At 37.2% G+C, this 24,172-nt stretch carries 20 protein-coding genes and 1 pseudogene; 9 read left to right on the forward strand and 12 right to left on the reverse strand.

Annotated features, from left to right (window positions below):
• Positions 1-65: 65 nt before the first annotated feature.
• Positions 66-182 (forward strand): annotated as a pseudogene (locus VB694_RS10435) (magnesium-protoporphyrin IX monomethyl ester cyclase); the annotation flags it as partial.
• Positions 183-298: 116 nt separating this feature from the next.
• Here VB694_RS10435 and VB694_RS10440 read toward each other — a convergent pair.
• Both VB694_RS10440 and hetL read right to left on the reverse strand, forming a co-directional pair.
• The gene (locus VB694_RS10440) at positions 299-2,791 is read right to left on the reverse strand and encodes a hypothetical protein (protein ID WP_323360250.1); all 2,493 of its coding nucleotides are present in this window, start codon (positions 2,789-2,791) and stop codon (positions 299-301) included.
• 113 nt (positions 2,792-2,904) lie between these two features.
• Positions 2,905-3,618: a heterocyst differentiation pentapeptide repeat protein HetL gene (hetL, locus tag VB694_RS10445; protein WP_323360251.1), complete on the reverse strand. Its 714-nt coding sequence runs from the start codon at positions 3,616-3,618 to the stop codon at positions 2,905-2,907.
• A gap of 209 nt (positions 3,619-3,827) precedes the next feature.
• On the opposite strand from hetL, the gene VB694_RS10450 reads away from it, so the two are divergent.
• Positions 3,828-4,190 (forward strand): metalloregulator ArsR/SmtB family transcription factor, encoded by a 363-nt coding sequence (locus VB694_RS10450; RefSeq protein ID WP_323360252.1) that lies wholly within the window; start codon positions 3,828-3,830, stop codon positions 4,188-4,190.
• A gap of 24 nt (positions 4,191-4,214) precedes the next feature.
• Here VB694_RS10450 and VB694_RS10455 read toward each other — a convergent pair whose 3' ends face one another.
• Positions 4,215-5,711: a phenylacetate--CoA ligase family protein gene (locus VB694_RS10455; protein WP_323360253.1), complete on the reverse strand. Its 1,497-nt coding sequence runs from the start codon at positions 5,709-5,711 to the stop codon at positions 4,215-4,217.
• Positions 5,712-5,938: 227 nt separating this feature from the next.
• Here VB694_RS10455 and VB694_RS10460 point away from each other — a divergent pair, with 227 nt between their 5' ends.
• Together VB694_RS10460 and VB694_RS10465 are read left to right on the forward strand one after the other, a co-directional pair.
• Entirely contained in the window at positions 5,939-7,627 is a 1,689-nt protein-coding gene (locus tag VB694_RS10460) for a serine/threonine-protein kinase (RefSeq protein WP_323360254.1), read from the forward strand.
• Between the two features lie 125 nt (positions 7,628-7,752).
• Positions 7,753-9,909 carry a serine/threonine-protein kinase gene (locus VB694_RS10465; protein WP_323360255.1) on the forward strand — a complete coding sequence of 719 codons (2,157 nt, stop codon included), beginning with the start codon at positions 7,753-7,755 and terminating at the stop codon, positions 9,907-9,909.
• Positions 9,910-10,009: 100 nt separating this feature from the next.
• On the opposite strand, the gene glgA is transcribed toward VB694_RS10465, so the two are convergent.
• Positions 10,010-11,491 (reverse strand): glycogen synthase GlgA, encoded by a 1,482-nt coding sequence (glgA, locus tag VB694_RS10470; RefSeq protein WP_323360256.1) that lies wholly within the window; start codon positions 11,489-11,491, stop codon positions 10,010-10,012.
• Between the two features lie 473 nt (positions 11,492-11,964).
• Between glgA and VB694_RS10475 the strand changes: the two genes are divergently transcribed.
• Together VB694_RS10475 and VB694_RS10480 are read left to right on the forward strand one after the other, a co-directional pair.
• Entirely contained in the window at positions 11,965-12,213 is a 249-nt protein-coding gene (locus VB694_RS10475) for a hypothetical protein (RefSeq protein WP_323360257.1), read from the forward strand.
• Positions 12,214-12,335: 122 nt separating this feature from the next.
• A complete protein-coding gene (locus VB694_RS10480; protein WP_323360258.1) occupies positions 12,336-12,590 on the forward strand; it encodes a hypothetical protein in 255 nt (84 codons plus the stop codon).
• Between the two features lie 132 nt (positions 12,591-12,722).
• Here VB694_RS10480 and VB694_RS10485 read toward each other — a convergent pair whose 3' ends face one another.
• Positions 12,723-13,871 carry a DegT/DnrJ/EryC1/StrS family aminotransferase gene (locus tag VB694_RS10485; protein ID WP_323360259.1) on the reverse strand — a complete coding sequence of 383 codons (1,149 nt, stop codon included), beginning with the start codon at positions 13,869-13,871 and terminating at the stop codon, positions 12,723-12,725.
• Positions 13,872-14,000: 129 nt separating this feature from the next.
• On the opposite strand from VB694_RS10485, the gene VB694_RS10490 reads away from it, so the two are divergent.
• Complete coding sequence (locus VB694_RS10490; protein WP_323360260.1) at positions 14,001-14,777, forward strand: ABC transporter permease; 777 nt, start codon at positions 14,001-14,003, stop codon at positions 14,775-14,777.
• Between the two features lie 37 nt (positions 14,778-14,814).
• On the opposite strand, the gene VB694_RS10495 is transcribed toward VB694_RS10490, so the two are convergent.
• The 6 genes from VB694_RS10495 to VB694_RS10520 form a co-directional block, all read right to left on the reverse strand.
• Complete coding sequence (locus VB694_RS10495) at positions 14,815-16,812, reverse strand: globin domain-containing protein (RefSeq protein WP_323360261.1); 1,998 nt, start codon at positions 16,810-16,812, stop codon at positions 14,815-14,817.
• Between the two features lie 133 nt (positions 16,813-16,945).
• Positions 16,946-17,263 carry a hypothetical protein gene (locus VB694_RS10500; RefSeq protein WP_323360262.1) on the reverse strand — a complete coding sequence of 106 codons (318 nt, stop codon included), beginning with the start codon at positions 17,261-17,263 and terminating at the stop codon, positions 16,946-16,948.
• Positions 17,264-17,343: 80 nt separating this feature from the next.
• Positions 17,344-18,258, reverse strand: coding sequence for a bestrophin family protein (locus VB694_RS10505; protein ID WP_323360263.1), 915 nt, complete (start codon positions 18,256-18,258; stop codon positions 17,344-17,346).
• Positions 18,259-18,583: 325 nt separating this feature from the next.
• The gene (gene crcB, locus VB694_RS10510) at positions 18,584-18,991 is read right to left on the reverse strand and encodes a fluoride efflux transporter CrcB (RefSeq protein ID WP_323360264.1); all 408 of its coding nucleotides are present in this window, start codon (positions 18,989-18,991) and stop codon (positions 18,584-18,586) included.
• A gap of 68 nt (positions 18,992-19,059) precedes the next feature.
• Positions 19,060-19,458: a fluoride efflux transporter CrcB gene (crcB, locus tag VB694_RS10515; RefSeq protein ID WP_323360265.1), complete on the reverse strand. Its 399-nt coding sequence runs from the start codon at positions 19,456-19,458 to the stop codon at positions 19,060-19,062.
• A 364-nt stretch (positions 19,459-19,822) separates the two neighbouring features.
• The gene (locus tag VB694_RS10520; RefSeq protein ID WP_323360266.1) at positions 19,823-21,832 is read right to left on the reverse strand and encodes an EF-hand domain-containing protein; all 2,010 of its coding nucleotides are present in this window, start codon (positions 21,830-21,832) and stop codon (positions 19,823-19,825) included.
• Between the two features lie 184 nt (positions 21,833-22,016).
• Between VB694_RS10520 and VB694_RS10525 the strand changes: the two genes are divergently transcribed.
• Entirely contained in the window at positions 22,017-22,934 is a 918-nt protein-coding gene (locus tag VB694_RS10525; protein ID WP_323360267.1) for a LysR substrate-binding domain-containing protein, read from the forward strand.
• A gap of 39 nt (positions 22,935-22,973) precedes the next feature.
• On the opposite strand, the gene VB694_RS10530 is transcribed toward VB694_RS10525, so the two are convergent.
• Positions 22,974-23,585: a hypothetical protein gene (locus VB694_RS10530; protein ID WP_323360268.1), complete on the reverse strand. Its 612-nt coding sequence runs from the start codon at positions 23,583-23,585 to the stop codon at positions 22,974-22,976.
• Between the two features lie 135 nt (positions 23,586-23,720).
• Here VB694_RS10530 and VB694_RS10535 point away from each other — a divergent pair, with 135 nt between their 5' ends.
• Complete coding sequence (locus tag VB694_RS10535; protein WP_323360269.1) at positions 23,721-24,152, forward strand: biotin carboxylase; 432 nt, start codon at positions 23,721-23,723, stop codon at positions 24,150-24,152.
• Positions 24,153-24,172: the final 20 nt, after the last annotated feature.

The raw sequence follows: 24,172 nt of genomic DNA on the forward strand, positions 1-24,172 counted from the left end.
GATTTTTTCAAAATTCAAATATGAGTCCTATATGACGGTTTATATTTAGATTATAAACCAAACTGAAATTAATAAAATTCGTGCGAAAAATTCCGTTATTTATTGCCATTGTTTGGAATTTATTTTTAGTTTATCTCATCAAACCAATTGATGCTGAAAATTTGCGGGGAACAGTGCGTTAATTATTATTTATTTGGGTGAAATAAAGCCTTGGCGACTGGAAGTCGCAGCTATACAGACAAAACCCACCTCCGTGGGTTTCAAATCCTTTGCTTGTGTAGTAGCGATTTTTAATCGCCTAAAACTTGTCTTGTACTAGAGATATTGCTGTATCACGTTCTGACTTTTGTTTAAAACTATTAGCAATTTGCACCGCTAGACTGGATTCTCCTGCTGTTAAAGCTTCATCAAATATTTGCCAGAGAAAATCACGACGTTCAAAGTTATCAACAATATTTTTTGCTTCATCTAATGCAAATCCCATTGTTTGACTTGCACGACCGGCTTCTCCTTGAAAAGCATAGGCTTTCGCTATTAATGACCAATTATAAGCTTTGGCTTGGTGAGATTGAATTTGGACATTAATTTGCCCAGCTTGAAGTAGTTGCCAAATGGGAATATTTCTGATATTTGCAGGTACAAAATAATTTCTAATTACAATATTTAAAAGTTGCTCGCTTTGGTCATCATCGGCAATAGTTTTAGCAATGTCTTCTAGTCTAATAACAACTGATTGCGCTTGGGGATGTTGACCGTTAGCGTGATAGTTAATGGCTATTTGTGCGAGAATGGAAACTTGCTGAGGGCGTTCTAATATGATTTTTTGTGTTAATTCCATAGCATAAGCTGGATCAGATGCCGCAGCAGCAACTATGAGTCTATCTGTTAACCAATCTTTTTGTGAAGGTTCTAGGGTTTGGGCTAATTTAAATCCCGCTTCTACTGTGGTTTTAATTTGCTGTTCTCGATTCAGGGTGGCATAGGCTTTAACAATTGCTACCTTTGCCCATAATTTTTGTATGGTATCGTTGATATTGTCACTTAAAGAAACAGCATTTGTTAAAATTTGATTAGCTTTATCTCCTGCTTGGGCAATGTGAAAAATTTCCGCTACATCAGCTAGTACATGAACTGGCCAAGAGGGAAATGAGGGTTGTTTGGGTAAATTTTCCACCAATTTTAAAGCACTTTCCGCAGATGCCAAAGCTTGATCATGTTTTCCAAATTGCATATACAATTTAGCGATCACATTTAAATATTGCACCTGTTCCCTAACAGAATTAATATTTTCTTCCTTGAGTGTCTTTGCTGAAGTCAAAGCTTCATTTAATATGGCAATTGTGCGATCGCTTTGATTGAGTTGGGAATAGTCCCGCGCTATATCTAGTAATAAACCTGCATTACTAACAGAAAAGTAAATATTGCGATCATAAAAAATCGTAATTCTATCCACTGTCCGCGCAATTTTTAATGCTTCTTCTAGGACAGCAGCAGCTTTTTGAGGTTGTTTAGTTAGTTGGTATTGTTGGGCAATTGTTCGCAGTTCCTGAACTCGATATTGTCCAGTAGTCAAGGAATTTGCCGCCTTAATTGCTAAATTATATTGTCCAGCTTTAGCAGCTTGACGGACAATTTGATTTACTGTTTCTACCTTGGGATCAGGGATGTCTCTTACTACTCGTAATTGTCCATCCTTTACTAACTGCGTCAATGAAATAGCATTTGCATATTGACCATTATTACTATATTCACGGGCGATCTCTAATCTTGCATCTGCTTGTTCATAATCTTTGCGACTATTAGCAATAGCTAAAGCCCGATCAAAAGCCCCTATTTGGGCAAAGTATCTAGCCCAAGGAGCAAGATATGGATATTTATCTTTGCGGGCGTTTTCATAGCCTTGGGAAATGATTGATATCGCCTTTTGTTGTTGTTTGGCCTGGGCATAAGCTATGGCAACATCAATTAATGTCGGAATTTTTCCACCGGGTGATTTAATTTGGTTAGCTGTTTGGTAAGCTATATCTAACTTTCCATTACGTCTTGCCCACTGAGATAACATCATCAGCGCCGATAATTTTTCGGTTTCATTAGTAATGGTTTTAGTAAATGCCACAGCTTCATTAAAACGTCCTGTATTGATATATCCCTTGATGATGGCAGATCGCGCTTTTTCTGCTGGATAGTCTTCATTAATTTTTTGAGTTAAGGCGATCGCCTCGTTAAATTGTCCCCGATCAGCTAAGTTAGAAATGATGGGAATTAACACCTGATTTTGGGATGAACCTAATTTAATTCCTTCGGCAAATTGTTTGGCCTGGTTAAATTTTCTAGCTTGTAAATAGGCATTAACAATAGCAATTTCCGTTTCCGTTCGTAAAGGAACATAGGCAGAAGCTTGGGGAGGCATGGTTTTATAACTCATGCTATTAGTAATAGCGATCGCTTTTTCATAGCTTCCTAATTTAGCCTGTGCTACCGCTATTTTCCCTAACAACTGATCAACAGTGGCAGAATTACCAGATAACCGAGCAGTTTTTTCCGCTTCTAAAAGGCTAGAAAATGCCTGTTCTTTTTGTCCATTAGCGGCATATTGTCGAGCAGTGCGAATCAAATTCCATGTTTTATCAACGGGATTTTCGCCAACAATATTATTTGATTGAACAATGATATTTAAATCACGATGTTTATGAGATACCGAAGGCTCATTAATAGCTGCGGTGACAGGTGCGACAGCCATCAAACTAACGAAAAGTGATAATATTAACCGTTGTACTGATATTTGATACATTGCCAAGGAACTCTGAGGAATTATATTTTGTATACTTGGGAATAATACACAATCTCTCAGAGCCATTACGGATTAAGTAGGAAAATTATATGGATTCTTTTTTTGGGATCGCTTTAATCATGAATTGTCCCATCTGGCATAATTACCCCTTGCAAATCCGCATTCGTGAGAATTGCTTCTGTTAAATCTGCTCCTTGTAAATTGGCATTTTTTAATATAACATGAGTGAAATTTGCAAAACTTAAATCAGCATTTTTTAAACTCGCTCCTGTTAAATCAGTTGCTAAATCTCCCCATTGAATTATGCGACCTAAATTAGCTCTGCACAATTTCGCACCATCTAAATTAGCATGATGTAAAGTAGCCGCTCGTAAATCAGCATAACTCAAATCTGCTTTACTCAAATCCGCATATCCTAAGTCTGTTCGTTGATTAGAACTAGGACGGAAATCTGCTTTAATTAATAAAGAATCAGACAGTTTTGCACCATGCAAATTTGCACCACATAAACTAGCTTTAATTAAGTTGACTTGATATAGTTGGCTGTTAACTAATTTTGCCCCTGTTAAATCAGCTTCTCGCAGAATAGCACGATATAAATCTGCTGAACTTAAATCTATTCCCCACAGAATAGCTTCACTTAAATCAGCTTCTCGGAAACAAGCTTGACTAAAATTAGTTTTTCCTAACCTTGTTTGACGTAAATCAGCATAGCTAAAATCCGCACCTTCTAAATTTGCGTTGGTTAGTTCTGCATCTTGGAGATTAATTCGCTGAAAATTTCTTTCTCCAGCAGCATAGCGTTTAATAATTTCTTCTACATTCATAAATAAATTTTGGATATTTTAAACGGAAATTAAAGCTATTAATTAATTAACTCAATAACTGTATAGTGATTCTATCATGTTTTTGTAATTTGGTGATTGATGAATAAAATCCTCTCCTTGTTTCTCCTGACTCCTATTTATAAATTATTGATATTTAGTTATAATCCTAAATAGTGATGAATTGTTTTGCTGACGATTGAGTTGTCATAATGCCAAAAACAAATCCCTCTACATCTGATCCAGTTATTATCGCAGCGGTGGCTGACTATTTCAAGGTGTTATCCGAAGGAAGCCGGTTACAAATTTTGACCTGTCTCAAATCAGGTTCTATGAATGTCATGGAGATTGGGGAAGCAACAGGTTTAGGACAGGCCAATCTGTCTAAGCATTTGAAAGTGTTAACTCAAGCAGGGATTTTATCCCGTCAGCCTAAAGGAACTAGCGCCTATTATGAGATTGCAGACCCGATTATTTTTGAGCTTTGTGAATTAGCGTGCGATCGCATTAGTCAACGTGTATTACAACAAGCTGAAAACCTCAAAGCTTTTCACAACAAAAATACAGGTTTTTAAATTAAATTCGTAATTAAGAAATTTTTAATTGCGTGTATATCTATGTTTGACACCCACAGGAAAATATTCAACATCACCTGTAGGTTTTAATTCTACCTGCGGTGTTTGATATTCTGAAGGAACATAATTAGCAAACTCGCTATTTAACCGCAACAATTGAGCAAGTATAGAATTAGCAATAGTTATAGTTTTCTCTTCGCTAACTTCTACATTGGGTGCTAATTCTACAACCACAGATAAAAAGCGGTTTTTGTCTAAGTCTTCTTTTACCTGTAACACAAATTTACCCGTTACCCATTCTCTAATTATCGGTTGTTCTAATCCCACTGTCACATTTTCTGGGTAAATATTTGCCCCAAAATAAGAAACTGTAAAATTAGCACGTCCGAAAACATAAACAAACGGTAATTGATTAATTCCTCTATTGTGCTGTAATTCTGCAATGGGATTAAAACCCCACTCAGCTAAAAATTTCAGCATCTGGTCATAACTAATTAAACCACCATGATCAAAGATATTATATCTAATTAAAGGAATGCCATTATTACCAGAAAATATGAGTCTACCGTCTTCAACTTCAAAAAATCGACTACTAGGATCATACTGTACTAATGTCGGTAAACGAGATTCTCCAAATAATGCTTTTGCTGCTTGAGGATGTGCTGCTAAAAACCGTCGAATACAAATGCTTAAAGGTGTTTCATTTCCTAAAACTCCTGCGTCTGCTGTTCCATACATGGACGCAAAATCATCACAGGGATTTTTAGATCCTATCCTTTCTCCAACTAAACTCCGCCATTCTTCACTAAATACTTCTCCTGCCATTACTAATTTAATCTGATATTGTCCCCAATTCACACTATTGGCAATACCCGTATCAATTACATCTTTAAGAAATGGCGGATATCCTAATAATACAACTTGCTCAAAATTATCACCAAGTTCTTGCACAACGCGCAATATTTCTGTTTTGTTGTTACCAGGAGTAATGACCGTGATAGGATATCCTTTTAAAGCAAGATACCGACAACAGTTAGTTGTGAACATTCCCCCTACCCATGTTCCCAAGGTAAAACAAATTACAGCTAATGTGCGTTTGCTGTCTGCATAAAAACTATCGTGAAAAATCTGCTCAAATCTTGTGGCTATTTGTAGTTCATCGGTGAAGAAACGCGGCCAAAATGTAGGTTTCCCGGTTGAGCCAGAGGAAGCTGCGATCATATCACAGCCTCCTATTTTTCCATTCTTACACAATTCTGACAAAGAGTAAAGAGAAATATAATTTTCTTTACAAATTATTGGTAATTTTTGGAAGTCTGCTAAAGTTTGAATGATTTCAGGATCGATGTGATGTGCTGCTAAAAATTTTTGGTAAGCTGGTACAGTAGCAGCTACAGTTTGAAATAAACTGATCACTATTTCTTGCGGGTTAATTTTAAGATGCTGTTCTAGTTTCTCTGCTAAGGGAGTAGAGACAAAATTTTCTAGTTCTTGAATAGCTTGCTGTGTTTTTGGAGTCATAAGTTGTAAATTATTATACTATGGTTATGTGAAACTGCATAAAATATCAAACTCATCACATCATGTATCTCTATCGGCGTTTATCTGCGTTTATCTGCGTTTTTAAAGATTTATCTGCAACTTCAAATTTACTCATACACTTCACAACCCGAACTTAATCTAAAAATTCGTAAATTGCCTTTTCACTGTTGTAGAACAGTATCAGTTATTGATCTATCGTCCCTACTATGTCCGTCTATTGCAGCAAACAACACGCCAATAATAACGGTAACATTTTTTGTACTCACTGTGGAGAATCATTGCCTCTAACTGTAGGACAGGTAATAGAACATCGTTATGAAATTGCGCGTATACTGGGGCAGGGTGGTTTTGGGCGTAGCTATTTGGCGATTGATAGACAAAAAGCCCGTCAAATGTGCGTTTTAAAGGAATTTGCACCCCAGGTCGTCAAATCAGAAGATTTGCAAAAAGCCAAAGAATTATTTGAACGAGAAGCAAGCGTACTCAAAAAAATCCAGCATCCCCAAATCCCGCGTTTTCACGCATCCATACAAGCAAAGATTGGCACTAAAAATTTTTTCTTCTTAGTTCAAGATTATGTTGAAGGTGCTAATTATTACCAATTATTTGAACATCTTCAAAGTCAGGGAAAGTCTTTGAGTGAGGAGGAAGTTATTAATCTCCTCCATAATCTTCTGCCGATTTTGAGTTATATTCATTCTTTAGATATAGTTCATCGGGATATTTCACCGGATAATTTGATTTTACGCCAAAGTGATAATTTACCTGTGTTGATTGATTTTGGTGGTGTAAAACAATTACCTGCTTCTCAGGGTTTTTGGCGCACCAAGTTGGCTGGAAATGGGACTTTATTAGGTAAAAAGGGTTACGCACCCGAAGAACAGTTAATTCAGGGAACAGTATATAAAAGCAGTGATTTATACTCGTTAGCGGTGACGGCTTTGGTGTTGGTGACTGGGAAAGAACCGCAATTACTTTATGATAGCTATAACGGCAATTGGTACTGGGGAAAGGAAATTAAAGTAAGTCCAAAATTAGAAGCAATCTTAAAGAAGATGTTGGCATATAAACCGAGCGATCGCTATCAAACAGCTGATCAAGTTCTCAAAGATTTACCTGCATCATCTTCTGTTTCTACTGTCATCAAGAAAGTAAATACTATGCAGCCTTCTGTTAATAGCCAGAATTCCTACATGACTAAGTTGAAAACAATGGTAGCAGCACCTGGGAAAAAAGTTTATAGAAATACTCAACTTGCTGTCCAAAATATTCCTCTACCTGTATGGATACGACCTTTTGCTGTTAGCTTTATTATGACCACGGGAGTTAGTTTAACTGTTGCAGGTGTGTGGATGCTGGGTAATTTTGCGGTCAGGAGTATATCATCAATTAATTTACCTAAACTTGAAGTTCCTAAAATACCATCTATCAATAATCCTGGAGGTCAGGGTAACAGCAGTATTCAACAAGTGTTTAACCGTTTGAAAGAGTTAGAAATTTCTCAAGTGGTTTTCACTAAAACAGTAGATGAACGTTTTTATACTCTCAGACCAGGGTTAGGAGGAAGGGTGTTAACAGATAAACCGGAAGATCGGGTTTTACGTGAACAGTGGAATAGTACAGCTAATGAGTTGTTAAAGAAAATTGAACAGGCTAATCTTAGTCAGTCCGCACGCAAGAAAATAGGTAATTATAGTCAACAAGATTCCCAACGGTGGGATAAACTAGCTAAAGCTGGTAAATTGGGTAAATATCGGTCTTTTCAGGATTTGCGACAGGAGACATATCAAAAATTTGACCCATTGTTTCCTGGTCAAGAGCATGGGAAACTAAATCAACAGACTTTTCTCCAAATTTGGTATGCGATCGCATCTGATCAAGTAGGGAATAAGTGACTAGGGACTGGGGACCGGGGACCGGGGACTGGGGACTGGGGACTGGGGATATGGAGAGAAATTCTACCAATTACCAATTACCAATTACTAATTACCAATTACTAATAACTAATAACTAATAACTAATGACTAACATTTATTGTTCTCAAGGGCATCAAAATCCGTCGGGTAGTAAGTTTTGTCTCCAGTGCGGAGAAAAAATGTTAGATATTCCTGCTGTTACTAGTGGTATCCAAGCTGGCCAGACTTTGGGCGATCGCTATGTAATTGTTCGTCTACTCGGACAAGGTGGATTTGGACGGACTTATTTAGCTGAAGATATCAATCGTTTCCGAGAACCTTGTGTTTTAAAAGAATTTTCCCCCCAAGTTCAAACTCCCTACGTTGTCCAAAAAGCTGAGGAACTATTTCAGCGGGAAGCTACTGTTCTTTATCAATTAAAACATCCCCAAATTCCCCGCTTTCGGGAATTATTAAGTATGAATTTACAAGGTAAGGAATATCTATTTTTAGTACAAGATCATGTAGCCGGAGAAACTTATAATTCTTTATTAAATAACCGCAAACAACAGGGTTTACGATTTACAGAAACTGAAGTCCGTCAATTATTAGAGCAAATTTTACCAGTTTTGGAATACATCCACTCTGTGGGTGTGATTCATCGTGATATTTCTCCTGATAACTTAATGCTTCGCAATGTTGATCAATTACCAGTATTAATTGATTTTGGTGGTGTCAAACAAGTAGCCGCAACTGTAGCTTCTCAATATTATCAATCTGCTACTATTTCATCTACCAGCGGCGGAACTTTATTAGGAAAAATAGGGTTTGCACCTCCAGAACAAATGCAAACAGGTGTGGTCTCTCCCCACAGTGATTTATATGCTTTAGCTGTCACAGTGTTAGTTTTACTGACAGGTAAACAACCACAAGAATTAATTGATACTCAAAATCTAACTTGGCAATGGCGGCGGGAAGTTAGCATCAGTCCCATGTTAGGACAAATATTAGATAAAATGCTGTCGCCCAGACCAAGCGATCGCTATCAAACAACTCATCAAGTTTTACAAGCACTCAACCCCTACACCCCAGTTAATTTTCCTCCTACTCAACCCTCAACACCTTCACCTCCACCTATTCCTATTCCTACAGCGGAAACTGTTGCTATCTCTCCCCCCAAAACCCCAGCACCGCCACCTATTGTTATTCCCACACCTCAATCTACAGGTGTATGGACAACCACAAACGTCTTTATTGTCACCGTAGCTTTATTTAGTAGTGTAGGGCTGCTGTGGTGGGGATTTAACAACCGTTTACAGAATATAGGAGGAAGTGACCCAACAATTACATCTAGTCCTACTCCTACCGAAACTTCATCTCCTGAACCTACAGCTAATTATTCACCAGCAGAAAGAGAACGCAAACAAAAATTGAGCGATCGCCGGGAACAGTTGGGTATAGATAATAACTTTTATGTCAGTTTAGTGAATCAAGTATTTTGGGACAAAAACCCCAGTCTTCAAGGACGCACTCTCAGCGATCAACCAGAAGATGAAAGTTTGCGGGCAGAATGGGATAAAACCGCAACCGAAGTTCTAGAAAAGCTGACTTCTCTCAGTAGTAGGGCGCGTCGGCAAATGGGAACTTATACATCAGCAGAACGCGATCGCTGGAAGGTAGAAGTTAACAAAATTAACGTTGGTAGTCGTTCTTTGTATGACTTGGGAGATGCGGCTTTCTTCCGTGTATTCCCAGGACAACGCAGTAAAAATTTCCTAGATCAACCCATAGGACAAGTTTGGCAAGCATTTGTCAGTGATAAACTCAACGCTATCCTGGCAAATAGTGCTTTTCAAAAAATAGTCTTTGCAGAAGGTGCTACCGGTAAAACAGTTAGTGGGACTCTTGAACCAGGAGGAGGTAAAGTTTTTATCGCTGGACTAGCTAAAGCACAAAATATGGAAGTTAAACTAGAAGCAGATTCTCAGGTTTTACTATCAATTTATTCTCCTTCTGGTAAAGTCATATTTTTAGAAGATTCTAAACAGCGTGATGTTTCCAAGACATTACCAGAAACCGGATTTTATGAATTTGTGGTTGTGTCCACAGACTCGAAACCTATGGATTATCAACTAACAGTTACAGCAGAAAATCCTCCTGCACCAGAACCAACACCAACACCAACACCAACACCAACACCAACACCAACACCAACACCAACACCAACACCAACAGTAGAACCGACGGAAACACCAACTCCTAAACCTACAGAAACACCATAGCACCGATCAGCTTTGCAAAGATTAAAAATGGTTGGTTTATAACTTTTAGGGCAGGTTTTCTTGCCCACCCCAAAAGAGTTTTATCTAAGACAAAATCAACTTACCATTTATGTCTAATCCAGTCGTAAATATCTAAATATTCGACTCCGGGAACATTCCATGAGTAATCATATTGCATACCTTGAATAGCCAATTGTTGGAATTTCTCAGGTTGCTGATACCACAAATCTATTGCCCTTCCCATTGCTGATTCTAAAGCTTGGTTATCCATTTCATAAAATACATAACCATTGCGTTTTTTTATTGGCAAATTTTGGTCATAATCTCGATCAAAAACTGTATTTACCAAGCCACCAACAGCGCGGACAATGGGAACAGTTCCGTATTTTAAACCAATCATTTGAGTTAACCCACAAGGTTCATAATTACTGGGAACCACAATCATGTCTGCACCAGCATAAATGAGGTGGGATAATTCTTCATTAAAACCTAGTTCTAAATGTACATCTGGGTTATTATTTAAAACTTGTTTTTCGTGTTGAAAATGAGCGTTGATTGCTGGTTCTGTGGCTGAACCTAATAATACAAATTGCGCTCCTTTACTGAGGGCGTAATAAATAGCGTGATGGACAAGATGCACACCTTTTTGATTATCTAATCGACCGATATAAGCCACGATGGGTTTATCATCGTTATCAGCTAACATCAGTCTTTCTCGTAAAGCTTTTTTGTTATATGCTTTTTGTTCAAAATCATCCCAATTGTAATTATGGGGGATGTAACGATCAACTTCGGGATTCCAAAAATCATAATCAATCCCGTTGAGAACTCCAGTAAATTTCTCTTTCTGTAAATGCAATGTATGACCTAAACCGCAACCAACTTCACTAGTTTGGGCTTCCATCGCATGATTTGGTGAAACTGTAGTCACTGCGTTAGAGTAATTAATCCCCGCTTTCATAAAGTTGATAGCAAAGGGGTTAAAGTTATCGCGCAGTTTATCGTATTGGAAGTAATAATCCGGTCGATTTAAATTGGTTGCTTCCAGAGTTTCTACACCACCCATACCTTGATGTTTAAAGTTGTGAATGGTGTAACAAACTCTTTGGTATTCCATGCCATGATATTTGTAAATTTCATAAAGCATGACAGGAATTAAGCCGGTTTGCCAGTCGTGACAATGAATAACATCTGGCTTTTTATTGCTTTGCAGCAAAAATTCTAAAGCTGCTTTACTAAAGAATGCAAACCGCATATTGTCATCATTACAACCGTAATAACAACCTCTATTAAAAAAGTTGTCTTCACTGTGGGGTTGAATGAAGAAACAAACCCGTCCATGTACCCAACCGCAGTATACTGTACAGTGAACTGCTCCACCATACCAGGGAACCCACAGGTTAAGGTAGGCATCATGTAGCCCCCAAATATGGTCGTAACGCATACAGTCGTACATGGGTAAAATTAGTTCAACTGTATTTCCCCGTCCCTCTAATTCCCTGCTGAGTCCATACACAACATCCCCTAACCCTCCGGCTTTAATCACAGGAGCGCATTCTGAGGCAATCTGTACTATGTACATTCCTAGTCCTCGCTTCATAAAACTTGATGTTTACTCTAGTATATGCAAAATGTACTCATTGACAACCAAGTAACGGGATGATATTGCCGGAATAAATTCACGGCTTTTCGGGGTGAAGAGGAAATTGCCTTACCGATAATTACTACAAAGGTCTTAATTTTTTAGACAAAATATCTTGAATTATGTCCAATGATGTCCTAAAATTATATTGCATAACGCTTTACTATATTTAAGTTTTAGATTATTCTGGTTTGCTAATATTAAAATATAAAAGTTAAATTTATAGGTAGTTTATTTGATTTATCTCTGAATATTTTAACAGTGATTTATTATTTTTTTTAGACAAAATTCTTTGATTTATGTCCTAAATTGACGTGCATGAATCTTTATTTGTAGGGACAGTCTATATTATTTTAAATTTAGTTGGACAAGCAAACCAGAAAAATTTAACTCTTAACTTGGAGGATTAAACAATGAAGGAAATAATCATCGCTGACTTAAAGACTCATAATGAGAATAGCCTTTTCCATGAACTATCTCTAGCTGAAACAAGTACCATATCCGGGGGTACTTTGAACAACTATTTTATCACGACTAATGCTGGAGACGTGAATGGTCCATCGACTGGTGATATTAAAGGTGTAGATAGTGGCATCCGTGATAATAAGGTCAACACTATAGACTATTCTAGATCAACATACATTGTGATAAATTCTTTGTAATTAATTCTTGGTAATTAATGATTTACAGTTAAAATACTGACTTTTTAGGGCATTTTTTGTCAGATATTTTACCTGCAACAAATTTGGCTAACTGTTCACTTATCGACGGATAAATTAAGGCTATGGCTACAATAATGAATTACGGATTAAATTTAGTCGCCGTAAATAAGCTTTTTCATGAAATTACTTTAGAAGTCATGGAGTCCACATTAGGGGGTAATGCTTTGATACCTTTATGGGATCATAATTCCCAGGGTATCTTGTTAAATACCGTTCCTGATTTGGCAAATAATTTATTAACTAAACCATTGACTTTTTATAATAACAGAATTCTGGCAATTGATTTTTCTAACACAAACGTTTATTTAGTAGTGTAATCATTTGTCAAAGATAATGCTTGTGGTAAAAATTAGGACTGAAACAAGTAATAGGGTGTGGGGTATTGGGTGAAAATTTTTTCCCAGTCCCCAGTCCCCAGTCCCCAGTCCCCAGTCCCCCGTTCCCAGTCCCTAGCTTAAACAATCTTTCAAGGCATAAATGACTTTATCTTGCTGTTCCTGTGTCAGTTCTGGGAACATGGGCAAAGATATTACTTGATGACAAGCTTGCTCGGATATTGGTAATTGTCCTAGTTGATAGCCTAAACTTTCATAAACTGGCTGCAAGTGTAAAGGACGGGGATAGTAAAGCATGGTACTCACATCTTTTTCTTGCATTTGAGTCCGCATCCAGTCCCGATATTTGGAACTTGCACCATTTCTATCTTCACTGGAAACGCGAATGGTATATTGATTCCAGACTCCTATTCCTCCTAATAATTCTTGGGGTGGTGTGATACCAGTTATTTGACTGAGGTATTGATAATAATAAGCGGATATTTGTTGTCTTTGTTTGTTCCAAATGTCTAGATAACGCAGTTTAATTTGCAGGATGACGGCTTGGATGGCATCTAAGCGGCTGTTGACACCTATTTCTTCATGAATGTATCTAACTTTGCTGCCATGTTCTCGTAATACTCTTAATTTAGCAGCGATCGCACTATCATTAGTTGTAATTGCACCACCATCACCGCAACCACCAAGATTTTTAGTTGGGTAAAAGCTAAAACAACCAATGTGTCCAATACTGCCAACTTTTTGATCACCCCAACTTGCACCGGTGGCTTGAGCGCAATCTTCAATTACTGCTAAATTATGAGCTTGAGCGATCACCATTAAAGCTGTCATATCCACTGGTAAACCAAACAGGTGGACTGGCATAATAGCTTTGGTTTTGGGTGTAATTGCAGCAGCAATTTGGGTTACATCCAAATTAAAGGTAGTGGCATCAATATCTACAAAAACAGGTGTTGCACCTACAGCAGTAATAACTTCTGTTGTCGCAAAAAAGGTGAAAGGTGTGGTAATAACTTCATCACCTGCACCAATTTCTAAGGCACGTAACGCCAAATATAAAGCATCAGTACCGGAATTACAAGCTACACATTCACTTACCCCATGATAAGCAGCAAACTTTTGTTCAAAGCCTTCCACTGCTGGACCGCCAATATAACGGCCAGAACTGAGAACTTCGAGAACAGCACTACTCACTTCGGCTTCAATGGCGGTATATTGCTGCTTTATGTCAAATGCGGGTACGGAATTTACACTTTGGATCATAGTTCTTATTTTATTGATAGATACAAAAGATACACTTTTAAGGGTGATGTTTGCTAATGAAATTTTCAATTTTGAATTATTGGCGTGTAGGCTGTTTTAGGTAAATAATTCCAGGAGTTAAAGAAGAAAATGCCAGATTTGATTAAACTGGATGTTGTAGATTTGGTTTTAGCTGTGGCTTTAATGGCGATCGCTATTGGTTTATCTGCTTGGGAAAAATTAGGACTAGAGTTAAACTTAGCATTAGCCACCGGTAGAACCATCCTCCAACTTATAGTATTAGGATACGTTTTAGACTTCATTTTTGCTGTTGACAATGTTTGGGCTGTTGTGGGAATTTTAACAATCATTCTCACAATTACGGCGATTGTCGCACGAAATCGCATCAGCCAAAAAATTCCTCTGGTACTGCCTTTAGTCTGGGTAGCAATTTTCGCTAGTACGTCTTTAACGTTGCTTTATACCAACTTTTTGATTATCCAACCCGATAGATGGGATGAACCACGTTATTTAATTCCTTTAGGTGGTATATTGCTTGCTAATGCCATGAACGCTGCCGCAGTAGCAGGGGAAAGACTTGTGAGTGCTATTAATCAATTTCCCACGGAAATAGAAACTCACCTCAGTTTAGGCGCAACTCCCCAACAAGCAGTAAGTCCATACCGCAAAGATGCAATTAAAGCCGCATTTCTGCCTACTTTGAACCAAATGATGCTAATTGGAATGGTGATAATACCGACTTTTACCAGTGGACAATTATTAGCTGGTGTCTCTGCGTTGGAAGCGGTTTCCTATGAAATTTTAATTATTTTTATGGTAGCTGTAGTTAATTTGTTGACGACAATTTTAGTTACTAAGGGTTTATGTCGGCAGTTTTTTAATGATGCCATGCAATTGGTGAGATAAGGTCAATCGATGAACTATACTCGCTTTAATAAGCAGACTAAGAGCGATCGCTAACTGATGATTTATATTTTGAACCATCAGGCATAATTGCACCTTCGAGGAAAGCACTACTCAATTCATAATCGCTGACTTTAGCATTTTTGAGATTTGCACCAGTGAGGTAAGCACCCTCTAAATTAGCACCACTCAAACTAGCATTTCTCAAATCTGCACCATTCAAGTTAGCATGACTCAAGTTTACACAAATCAAATTAGCATAACTGAGATTGGCACTATTAAGATTAGCCTTAGTCAAGCAAGCAAAACCCAGTTTTACATGACTTAAATTTGCACCACTAAGTTTAGTCTGACTGAGATTAGCATTATCTAAATTGGCATAGCTCAAATTAGCATTACTCAAGTCACATTCCATCAAATTAGCTTTACTAAGATTGGCATGAGAGAGATTAATATCTACTAACTCCGCACCAGGAGAATCTAAACCTCTTAAAGAAACTCCATCCTTATTCAAATCTTGTAATGCCAAAACTCTGGCATAACTAACTTTAACATCCTTTGCCGCATCAATCGTACTCCAGGCTTGATAATGAAATTGTTTTCTGCGGTCTGGAGCTTCTTTAATGAAGAGAACTAAGGCAATAACTAGACTAATACTGTCAGCAGAGCCTAAAGCATCTGCTAGTAACGAATTATCATCAGCAATGACCACAAATACCGTAAAAATTACTGTTGAAACTATAACAACCAACCATGTTGGTGCTGACCAGAAAGTATCAATAAGTTTTCTAGGAATTTGTTTGAGGACTTCACTGAATGGCTGTTCAGATATTTTGGTCTGAAACTTCTGATAATTAGCGGTAAAGTTATTGATAATTTCTTTGAAAACATCACCATCTAACTGAACCGATATCAGAGATTTTTTATCTTGTTCTAATGTAGACTGCAATAGTTGAGATTCTTGGGAAATTTCGGTTTTTAAAGTTGTAGACTTTGCTAAAGTTGCAGGGTTTTCGGTTGGGATAGGTTTTGGTAAAATAGTAGGTTTATCAACTACTTGCGGTGAAGATTGTTGACTTGCACCTTTTAACATCAAAGCAGTAATAGCTCTATAAGCATTTAACCAAGCTTTTTTAACTTCAGGAGTCCAATCTTCACCAAGATACTGCTCAAACGTCACCAAAAGGGCTTCACCTACTGGTTTATAATATTTAGGTGTAGCTCCATAGCCAATATGTCTAGCACCTAGAGCGTTGAGAACTGGAGATAAAGCTTCTGGGTTGCGGAGATTTTCTACTACCAAAACCAGAGAATTGATCAATTTTTTCCCTTGGGTTTTCATCTCCGTTTTAGTAAACAGTGGTTTCACTTCTGGGTAAAGTTGAAAAAGATTCTCGTAAAAACTGGCTGCAAATTCATCAGCGTGAGGTTTAACTTTTTCAAAGCTGTTTACTAATATTTCTACAAGTAACTCTGAAGATTCTGCTTTTGGTATTTCTGTTAATATTGGCTCGGCTAGTTCTACTTGTGGAATTTCCTCTATTTTTGGCTCAATAGGTTTTGTAATTGTTTGTGCTGTTTGTTGTTCTGACTTATTTGTTATCTCTGATTTATTTGTTATTGGTGCATTATCTAAACCTGCACCTTTTAACATCAAACTGGTAATAGCCGTAAAAGCATCTAACCAAGCTTTTTTGACTTCAGGAGTCCAATCTTCCACCAGATACTGCTCAAAGGTCAATAGCAGTGCTTCTACCACTGGACCATAATATTTAGGAATAGCTCCATAGCCGACGTGTCTACCTCCTAAAGCATTGAGAACTGGTACTAAAGCTTCTGGGTTGCGGAGATTTTCTACTACCAAAACCAGAGAATTTAACAGTTTTTTCTCTTGGTTTCCCATATCGGTATTAGCAAATAATGGCTTTACCTCTGGGTGAGCTTGAAAAAGATTTTCGTAGAAACTGGCTGCAAATTCATTAGCGCGGGGTTTGATTTTATCAAAGCTTCGTTCTAAAAGTTCAACATTTGAAGACATATTTTTTCTGTGAGTTCAAAGAATAATTTTTTTTAAAAGTTATAGACAGGAATTTCGATGATTTATAGATATGAGCAATGCTGTTGACAGAATTTATTAAATATTCAAATCCCTGTCATTTTAAAAAAGGCAATTACAAATTCAAACTTTCTAATTCCTGCCAGAGAGTATTCATAAAATCATTAGCATCCTTAATCCCCATTTCTCCCAATGCTTTCCATTCTTCAGTCGTGTAATCTAAATCCTGTCCCATAATGTCTTGAGTCCAATAAGGTAATTTCGATGGATTTTCCATTAACTCATAAGTCATCTCCAATATTTTTGTTCCTGTTGTATTTCCCTTGGCTTTTGTAGCCAAACAAAAAGCCAGTAATTTAGCAAGATTGCTTTCCGGGGGAATAGATATCAGGAAAGCCATATTTTGTGCGAGAGTAAACTTATCTAATTTCATATTGATTTTTTCCTAATTTACAAATAGGTTAAAAAATTTGCCCGGATTAACACGACATATCATCAAACAAAATTATATTTTTAATACATCTGATCTGAATTAGATTGAAAACTAGGATTACTCTTGATGAACTCTTCAATTTCATATTTGGTCAGATCGCAAATAGCATCAAGGGGTAAGTCATTGGTATCGTAACCAAAGGGATTTTCTATTTCTATCCCAATTTCTTCAATACCAAGTAATGTAAAACTAATCAAACCAACCACCAAGCCTGTTGCCCATCCCAAATCTTTAACTAACTGAAAAGGCAATAATAGGCAGTAAATCAATAAGAGTTGCTTTAGATGAATGAAATAAGCTAGAGGGAGGGGAGTTGTTAAAATGCGTTCGCAGTGTCCTAAAGACTCTATCATACTCCTCATACTACCTTGGAAATACAATACATGACCTGCAAATAAGACTTCGTTACCTCGTTTATACTGCTGTTGTATATAATTGCCGATCCAAGAGACAATTTGTATTGGTTTATTGCTGATTGTCTGTAATTGTAAACACTGAGATTGAGACATTAATTCTTCTAATTCGCTATTTATAGGTTCTGACCTTAGATGCAATTTACAAGCCACCATGAAAGCAGCTACGAGGTGCATTACTGCAATTTTGTCGGCTCTATCTTTTGGTTCAATTTCGTTGATTATTACTCCAATTTGCCAAGTCATGTTACGGGCATCATTGGCTAAATTTCCCCATAATCTACGACCTTCCCAAAACCTGTCATAAGCGGTATTAGTGCGGAAAACCAGTAATAAACCTAAGACAATACTCGGAATAACACTTCCTAAAACAGGTTGAGATATAGGTATTTTGAAATAGTAAAGTACAGAAACAACAAAACCAAATATAGCAAAACCAATAACTCTTTTATAAATGGCTAAGATGACTGAACCTTTTAGCTGCAAAACAAGTTGAAACCAATTTTGTTTGTTTGTTTTCATGATTGAAAATATGGTAAATTCGTTTTTTCATCGCGGCGATCGCGTCTATCTGCTAGTGACATACCAGTGGTAAATCTTCCTTAGCCATCCATACAAATGGTGTAATGTTGATTTTCTTGTACAGCTTGTTCCTTAAAGACCAAACCCAATAACTCTTTTATAAATGGCTAAAATGACTGTTACTCTTAGCTGAAAAGCCAATGTAAACCAATTTTCTCTTTTTATTTTCATTCTTATTGCAATCATTGATTTAAGAGTAGCAGTCACTTACAAAGATACATAATGACTGCTCTATCCTCCAGTTTTATGTAGCTAGACTTCTACCTTAATTAGACTCAGAATTAAGTTTACCTAAAGTTACACCCAATTGCACACCAAGCATCCCCACTGCCATACTAGCTAACAAGTAAATTAATGCTACTGTTGTATTGCCTTTATCTATTTGAGTGAAAACCTCTAATTCGTAAGATGAAAAAGTGGTATAAGCACCACAAAAACCAGTGGCAATCATTAACCGAATTTCTGGTGAAAGGCTTTTAAACTTCTGCTCGCTTAAAGTATAAAACAAAGCAATAATAAAACAGCCTGTTACATTAATAAAAAACGTGCCATAGTAGGAAAAATCTTTACCAATAACTGCTTTAGTTAATTCAGTTATCAAGTAGCGTCCTAAAGCTCCGGTAATAGCACCCAAAGATATCGCTAAAACAGTGCGAATAAAAGCATTTTGCATTATCAAAAATTTCCCTAGTAGTTAAGTAATGAAATACTGATTGGTATTTTTATTTAAATCAATTTCTTTTAGCCCACAATTAGCTTCGCTACATAACGACCTAATGCAATACAAACCACCCCTAACATTGCACTACCTGCCCAGTAAAAAATGGTAGCTCCCTGTTTGCCATTTTTCCATAATGTCAATGTATCGTATCCGTAAGTTGAAAAAGTTGTATAAGAACCCAAAAAACCAGTTCTTACCAACAAATCCATCTCAGGAGGAAAACCTTTAATTCCCTTAAATAAGGTGAAGAAAAAGCCCATTAGTAAACAGCCTGTTAAATTGATAATAAAAGTACCATAGGGAAAGTTTGTGCCTATGTTTTTTTTGCAAAATTCAGTTAGATAATAACGACTCACCGCACCAGGAATTGCACCTACAGAGATCGCAAGCACACTGAATAAAGTAATATTTTGCAGCAATTAACACACCCCTTATTTAGTTACAGACAACAACACTCTATAGGGTTCTAGATTAATATGATACGTCTGCAAAGTCTAATACCTTATAAGCATGATTCTTATAACTTTTAGGCATACCCTACAGAATCCTTGAATTGCATAACTTTCTAAATATCGCCTTGTTGTTATAGCGGTTCTTGGTTGAGTGAAATACAAGAACCCCCTCCCCGCAAGCGAGTAAGGGGCTTATGATGTATCTCATTCAAGTGCATATCGCTATATCGAATAGTTCAGATTCAGCATAGTTTTGTAGAATATACTTCTATGATAAATTCGTATCCGAATATATCGCCAATTCATCCAGCTTTATATCGTCAATATAAAGCTAGAAGTTTTCTTTTCTATAGCCAAATCCATATTTAGTGCAGAGACTCTTTAACTGTGTTGACAGTCCAGGCGGTCCACAGAAAAATACATCAACTTTATGGGGTGCGTGCTGTTTTGCTAAGTTACTAAAAATATTATCCCAGTCTGGACGACCAGTTTTTGTCCGGCTTTTTAAACCTGTAATCAAATCAACCTTTGTCCGAGAATGCAACAAATCCATAGCTACAAATAAGGTGCTAGACTTCATATCTGACTTTTGCTGTGCGCCTGTGAGATATAAGTTGATATCAAAGAGTTTGTTAGTGTCCTGAACTTCGATTTCTGATAACAGTTCCACAAACCATTCAAAGGCTTTTTGTTCTCGATTTAGCCAGTAAAAATGTACCTTTTCTAAATTGATATTAGAAGAATGATGTTGATTGCGATACAAAATACTTTTCAGGATAGAAGCAAAGGGAGTTACACCAATACCAGCACCAATTAAAACGGCATATCTAGATTCAAAAATATGTGTACTTGGTGTTCCATAGGGACCATCTAAATAAACCAGAACTCCCTGCTCAGGTTGACTACTATCTGAACGTATCCATTCTTCCCGTTGCTCTCGAAAAAGTTCATATAACCTACCAGTCCAACTCCCGGCGGCGCGGATATGTAAAGATAAAACATCTGGTGTTTCCGGGGCGCTGCTAATTGTAAATGGATGCCATTCAAAGTTGGAAATTGAGGGACATTTAATAAATAAATAATCCCCTGGTTGATAGTTGAAAGAGGCTGGGCGTTGTACTTCTAAACCTAAAACTTTAGAAGGAAGTAAGGAGGCATTCACCACAACTGTTGCGTCCTTTGTTGCCCGCCAGCGGATAACTAATTCAATCACAAATCCCAGTCCAGGGAATAACACCCACTGCCAAAATACTGGACCATGAATTAATGCGAGAATGAACCACAAACCGTATCCCATGTGAGCTATATAGAAAAGCGCAAATTTCCCTCCTTGTCGGATAGGTGCTTGCGCTGTTACCCACATAATTGTGAAAACTAGCAGTAATAAAAATCCTGATAAACCAGCTTTTGTCTCTAATAAACTTTGGAGAAAGGGCGCAGGTAATGTGGTGTAATTAAGAAAATGTGCGGACGTATGCACAATTGCCAAGGCAAACATGACTTGACCTATCAGCTTATGAAACTCGATACTTTCATCTATAGGTAAATAGTCATTCAGGTTACTTTTGCGAAGTAACGTCATAAAATGCCGCATCATGGGGATGAGAATTAACGCTCCATTGAAGTTAAGTGTTGCCCCACAACCTCTGGCAATTTGAACATATACATTCTTGCCTAAATCTGCATATCGCTCAACTGCCCCAAAGAAAAGAAATATATTAATAGCAACATAGAGGGATAGAAAAGCAATTTTGACCCAATTGTTTTGAATATAATGCTTGATGTAATCTTTTTTTGTCCGCTTGTTTTCTGGGGAAGTAACTGTTGGAGAGTTTTGTTGATGAGGTCTGAGCCAGCTAACAGGGCTGACTGTCATCGCTTCAATTAAATCAGGAAATTTACCAATTAATCCTTTAAATTCTGCAAAGGAAATTGCCCCGCTGTTGTCGCTGTCAGCTTCTAGAAACAATATATCAACTAAATCGTTAATTTGTTCTGGTTTAAAACTAAGATTATTTTCATTCAAACTGGCAGTAATCAAGTGAGCAATTTCTGCTTTTTCAATGGAATCATCTCCGTTGATATCATGTAATTGATAAGCAAATTTTAATTTCTCTTCTGTAGAGGCAAAAACCAGGTTTTCTACAGTTGTCAAAAACTCTTCTATTTGAATATTACCGCTGTTATCGTTATCAAATATGGAAAAGAGTCTATCAGCAAAATATTCGTCTTTTAGCCCTAACCCTTTTTTAAATTCTTTCTGATCAATTTGTTTGTCTTCTCCGGCAATCTTGGTAAAGACTTTTCGCAATTCGTTTAAGGTTTGTTTGGGAGTTTCCATTGTTTAGTTATTTATAAGAGTTATTGGTAAATGGAGGTTAGTAACCCTATTGTTAATTTCCACTGTTGAGTTCTTATATTCAACAGATGATATTTCTATCAATTCAGCATAATAAAATACATAACTAAAGTCTAATGCCTTATAATTATGGCAGTTATAACTTTTAGGCATACCCCACAGAATTATGGAATTACGTAACTTAAAATATTTCGTGGCGGTTGCAGAAAACCTCAATTTCAGTCGTGCTGCTACCCAACTTTATATTTCACAACCTGCGTTAAGCCGGCAAATCAAAAATCTTGAAGATGAACTGAGTGTTATCCTCTTTATCCGACAATCGGATGGGTTGAAACTCACTGAAGCTGGAAAATTTTTTCTCGAACAAGCAAAGGATATTTTAAATCGTGCTGATAATGCAATTCAAATTATTAAGAATAATTATACAAATATAGATGAGCCTTTAATAATTGGCTATATCCCAACTATCCTGGAGAGTTTTTTAGGTGAAGCGTTACACTGTTTTGGAATTACCTATCCTGACATTACTTTACGTTTGCAGGAGATGTCCCCTAGTGACCAAGTGAAAGCTTTGCGAGATAAAGTTATAGATATTGCTTTTATGGGTAATCCACCGGATGATTTAGAACCAGAGTTTATAGTTAAATGTGTTAAGGAAGTTGTGATTGATGCTGTCATACCGGATACCCATTTATTAGCATTTTGTCCTTCGATTAATTTGATGGAACTTGCATCTGAAAAATTTATTGGGATGTCTGAACAGACTTTTCCGGGACGAAATGATCGCATTTGTGATACTTGTTATCAAGCTGGTTTCATACCAAATCTGAACTTGTTTGCTGATAGTCATGCTTCTATGATTGCCCTTGTAGCGGCTGGACAAGGGGTAGCAGTAATGCCGAGAGAGGCAAAAGCATTACCTCATCCTAAAGTTGTGTTTATGCCTCTTGATCATCCCATATACTACGCTCGATCAACTGCGGTATGGAGCAAAGAAAGGACTTCTCAATCTTTAGATAAATTTCTCAAAATCCTATTTGAGAAAAATATAGTTCCTGAAACTTTAAAAATTTCTGCGCTGTAAAAAAAATGTACTTACTTAACAAAAAAACTAATGTTTCATTTAAGTCTGCGGCCAACGCCAATTATAACGATTCCATTCATAAATACCTTGAATTTCGTATTCAGCACCATTAAAAAAGCGAATCTGGCAATTGCTAAAAATCTCATTACCATCACGGAATTCATCAATCTTAATTACCATACAAGGAAACCATTCCCGCTGATAAGAACCATCTTCTGGTATCCATTCCCACAGTGCATTAGAAACTTCAATGCGATCGCCTATCCTTAATCTTAGCGCCTCTTCCAAATAAGAATATTTATCAAAATGGTATGCTTCCACCCGATTCAACCACTGTAAGCCATAACGCTGGCGGATAAACTGCACTTTTCCCGAATCTTGCGCTAAAAGCCAATCATTAAGCAATTGCACCTTCCACGTCCGGTTTTGTTCGTCTTCTGCTTTGACAAACTCTAAAAATGCCTCTAACTCCTCTGAAGTCAGTTCATCCAAAGGATTGGCAGTATCTGATACTCTGGAATTTGAGCTTTTCTGAATTTGCTCGACTACTTGCAGTAATATTTGTTTCTGCATATCAGTGAGAGGACAGCTGGCTGCATCACAACGACTAAAGGCTGTTTGCAAAGCTGCTTCAATCTCATCTGGATTCATAAGCTAATAGCAAGTGAGAGTCTATTTTTACAATTATTACAACTTAAATCCAACTCTCCCATCAATTCACAGATAAATTTCGGTAAGCTGAGGTGAAAAGTTGCTTATACTTTTAATAAAGTTAAGGTGTATTTTATGCGGTTGCGCTCACTGACGCTAATATTTATTTCTTTTTTTATCGGCTTTCTCTGGTCGGTGTTTACTCCGTCGGCTTTAGCACTCACACAGATTAAACTCTCTGACCTATCCTACAAAGATTGTCCAGCAGAACTAGCACAAGGTACTGTTGTTAGTAATGGTTCAGCGGCTGCTAACTGCTTTATTGTCACAGGTAAAGCTGAAAATGGAACTTATAAAACAGTCTATGACGCAGATATCTTTGGACGTATTTATGATGCCAACAATAACCCTATTTTACAAAATCGCACCCGTCTAGGTTCTATTCCTGAAGTACCACCAGGTATGAGTGATTTTGAGTTAAGAATTACCGTACCTGCAAATCAGCCAACTCCATTACAACTGAAGCAATTTAAAGCATCCGGTTTTAGCTCTCAAGTGCGAAGATAGGAATTGTAGGGGCGAAGCAT

It is taken from the genome of Anabaena sp. UHCC 0451 (genome assembly GCF_034931405.1).
GTDB lineage: Bacteria > Cyanobacteriota > Cyanobacteriia > Cyanobacteriales > Nostocaceae > RDYJ01.

What these genes read in the sequence shown, in the direction of transcription:
- VB694_RS10440 (WP_323360250.1), bottom strand. Translation starts at nt 2,791, where the DNA reads ATGTATCAAATATCAGTACAACGGTTAATATTATCACTTTTCGTTAGT.
- hetL (WP_323360251.1), bottom strand. Translation starts at nt 3,618, where the DNA reads ATGAATGTAGAAGAAATTATTAAACGCTATGCTGCTGGAGAAAGAAAT.
- VB694_RS10450 (WP_323360252.1), top strand. Translation starts at nt 3,828, where the DNA reads ATGCCAAAAACAAATCCCTCTACATCTGATCCAGTTATTATCGCAGCG.
- VB694_RS10455 (WP_323360253.1), bottom strand. Translation starts at nt 5,711, where the DNA reads ATGACTCCAAAAACACAGCAAGCTATTCAAGAACTAGAAAATTTTGTC.
- VB694_RS10460 (WP_323360254.1), top strand. Translation starts at nt 5,939, where the DNA reads ATGTCCGTCTATTGCAGCAAACAACACGCCAATAATAACGGTAACATT.
- VB694_RS10465 (WP_323360255.1), top strand. Translation starts at nt 7,753, where the DNA reads ATGACTAACATTTATTGTTCTCAAGGGCATCAAAATCCGTCGGGTAGT.
- glgA (WP_323360256.1), bottom strand. Translation starts at nt 11,491, where the DNA reads ATGTACATAGTACAGATTGCCTCAGAATGCGCTCCTGTGATTAAAGCC.
- VB694_RS10475 (WP_323360257.1), top strand. Translation starts at nt 11,965, where the DNA reads ATGAAGGAAATAATCATCGCTGACTTAAAGACTCATAATGAGAATAGC.
- VB694_RS10480 (WP_323360258.1), top strand. Translation starts at nt 12,336, where the DNA reads ATGGCTACAATAATGAATTACGGATTAAATTTAGTCGCCGTAAATAAG.
- VB694_RS10485 (WP_323360259.1), bottom strand. Translation starts at nt 13,871, where the DNA reads ATGATCCAAAGTGTAAATTCCGTACCCGCATTTGACATAAAGCAGCAA.
- VB694_RS10490 (WP_323360260.1), top strand. Translation starts at nt 14,001, where the DNA reads ATGCCAGATTTGATTAAACTGGATGTTGTAGATTTGGTTTTAGCTGTG.
- VB694_RS10495 (WP_323360261.1), bottom strand. Translation starts at nt 16,812, where the DNA reads ATGTCTTCAAATGTTGAACTTTTAGAACGAAGCTTTGATAAAATCAAA.
- VB694_RS10500 (WP_323360262.1), bottom strand. Translation starts at nt 17,263, where the DNA reads ATGAAATTAGATAAGTTTACTCTCGCACAAAATATGGCTTTCCTGATA.
- VB694_RS10505 (WP_323360263.1), bottom strand. Translation starts at nt 18,258, where the DNA reads ATGAAAACAAACAAACAAAATTGGTTTCAACTTGTTTTGCAGCTAAAA.
- crcB (WP_323360264.1), bottom strand. Translation starts at nt 18,991, where the DNA reads ATGCAAAATGCTTTTATTCGCACTGTTTTAGCGATATCTTTGGGTGCT.
- VB694_RS10520 (WP_323360266.1), bottom strand. Translation starts at nt 21,832, where the DNA reads ATGGAAACTCCCAAACAAACCTTAAACGAATTGCGAAAAGTCTTTACC.
- VB694_RS10525 (WP_323360267.1), top strand. Translation starts at nt 22,017, where the DNA reads ATGGAATTACGTAACTTAAAATATTTCGTGGCGGTTGCAGAAAACCTC.
- VB694_RS10530 (WP_323360268.1), bottom strand. Translation starts at nt 23,585, where the DNA reads ATGAATCCAGATGAGATTGAAGCAGCTTTGCAAACAGCCTTTAGTCGT.
- VB694_RS10535 (WP_323360269.1), top strand. Translation starts at nt 23,721, where the DNA reads ATGCGGTTGCGCTCACTGACGCTAATATTTATTTCTTTTTTTATCGGC.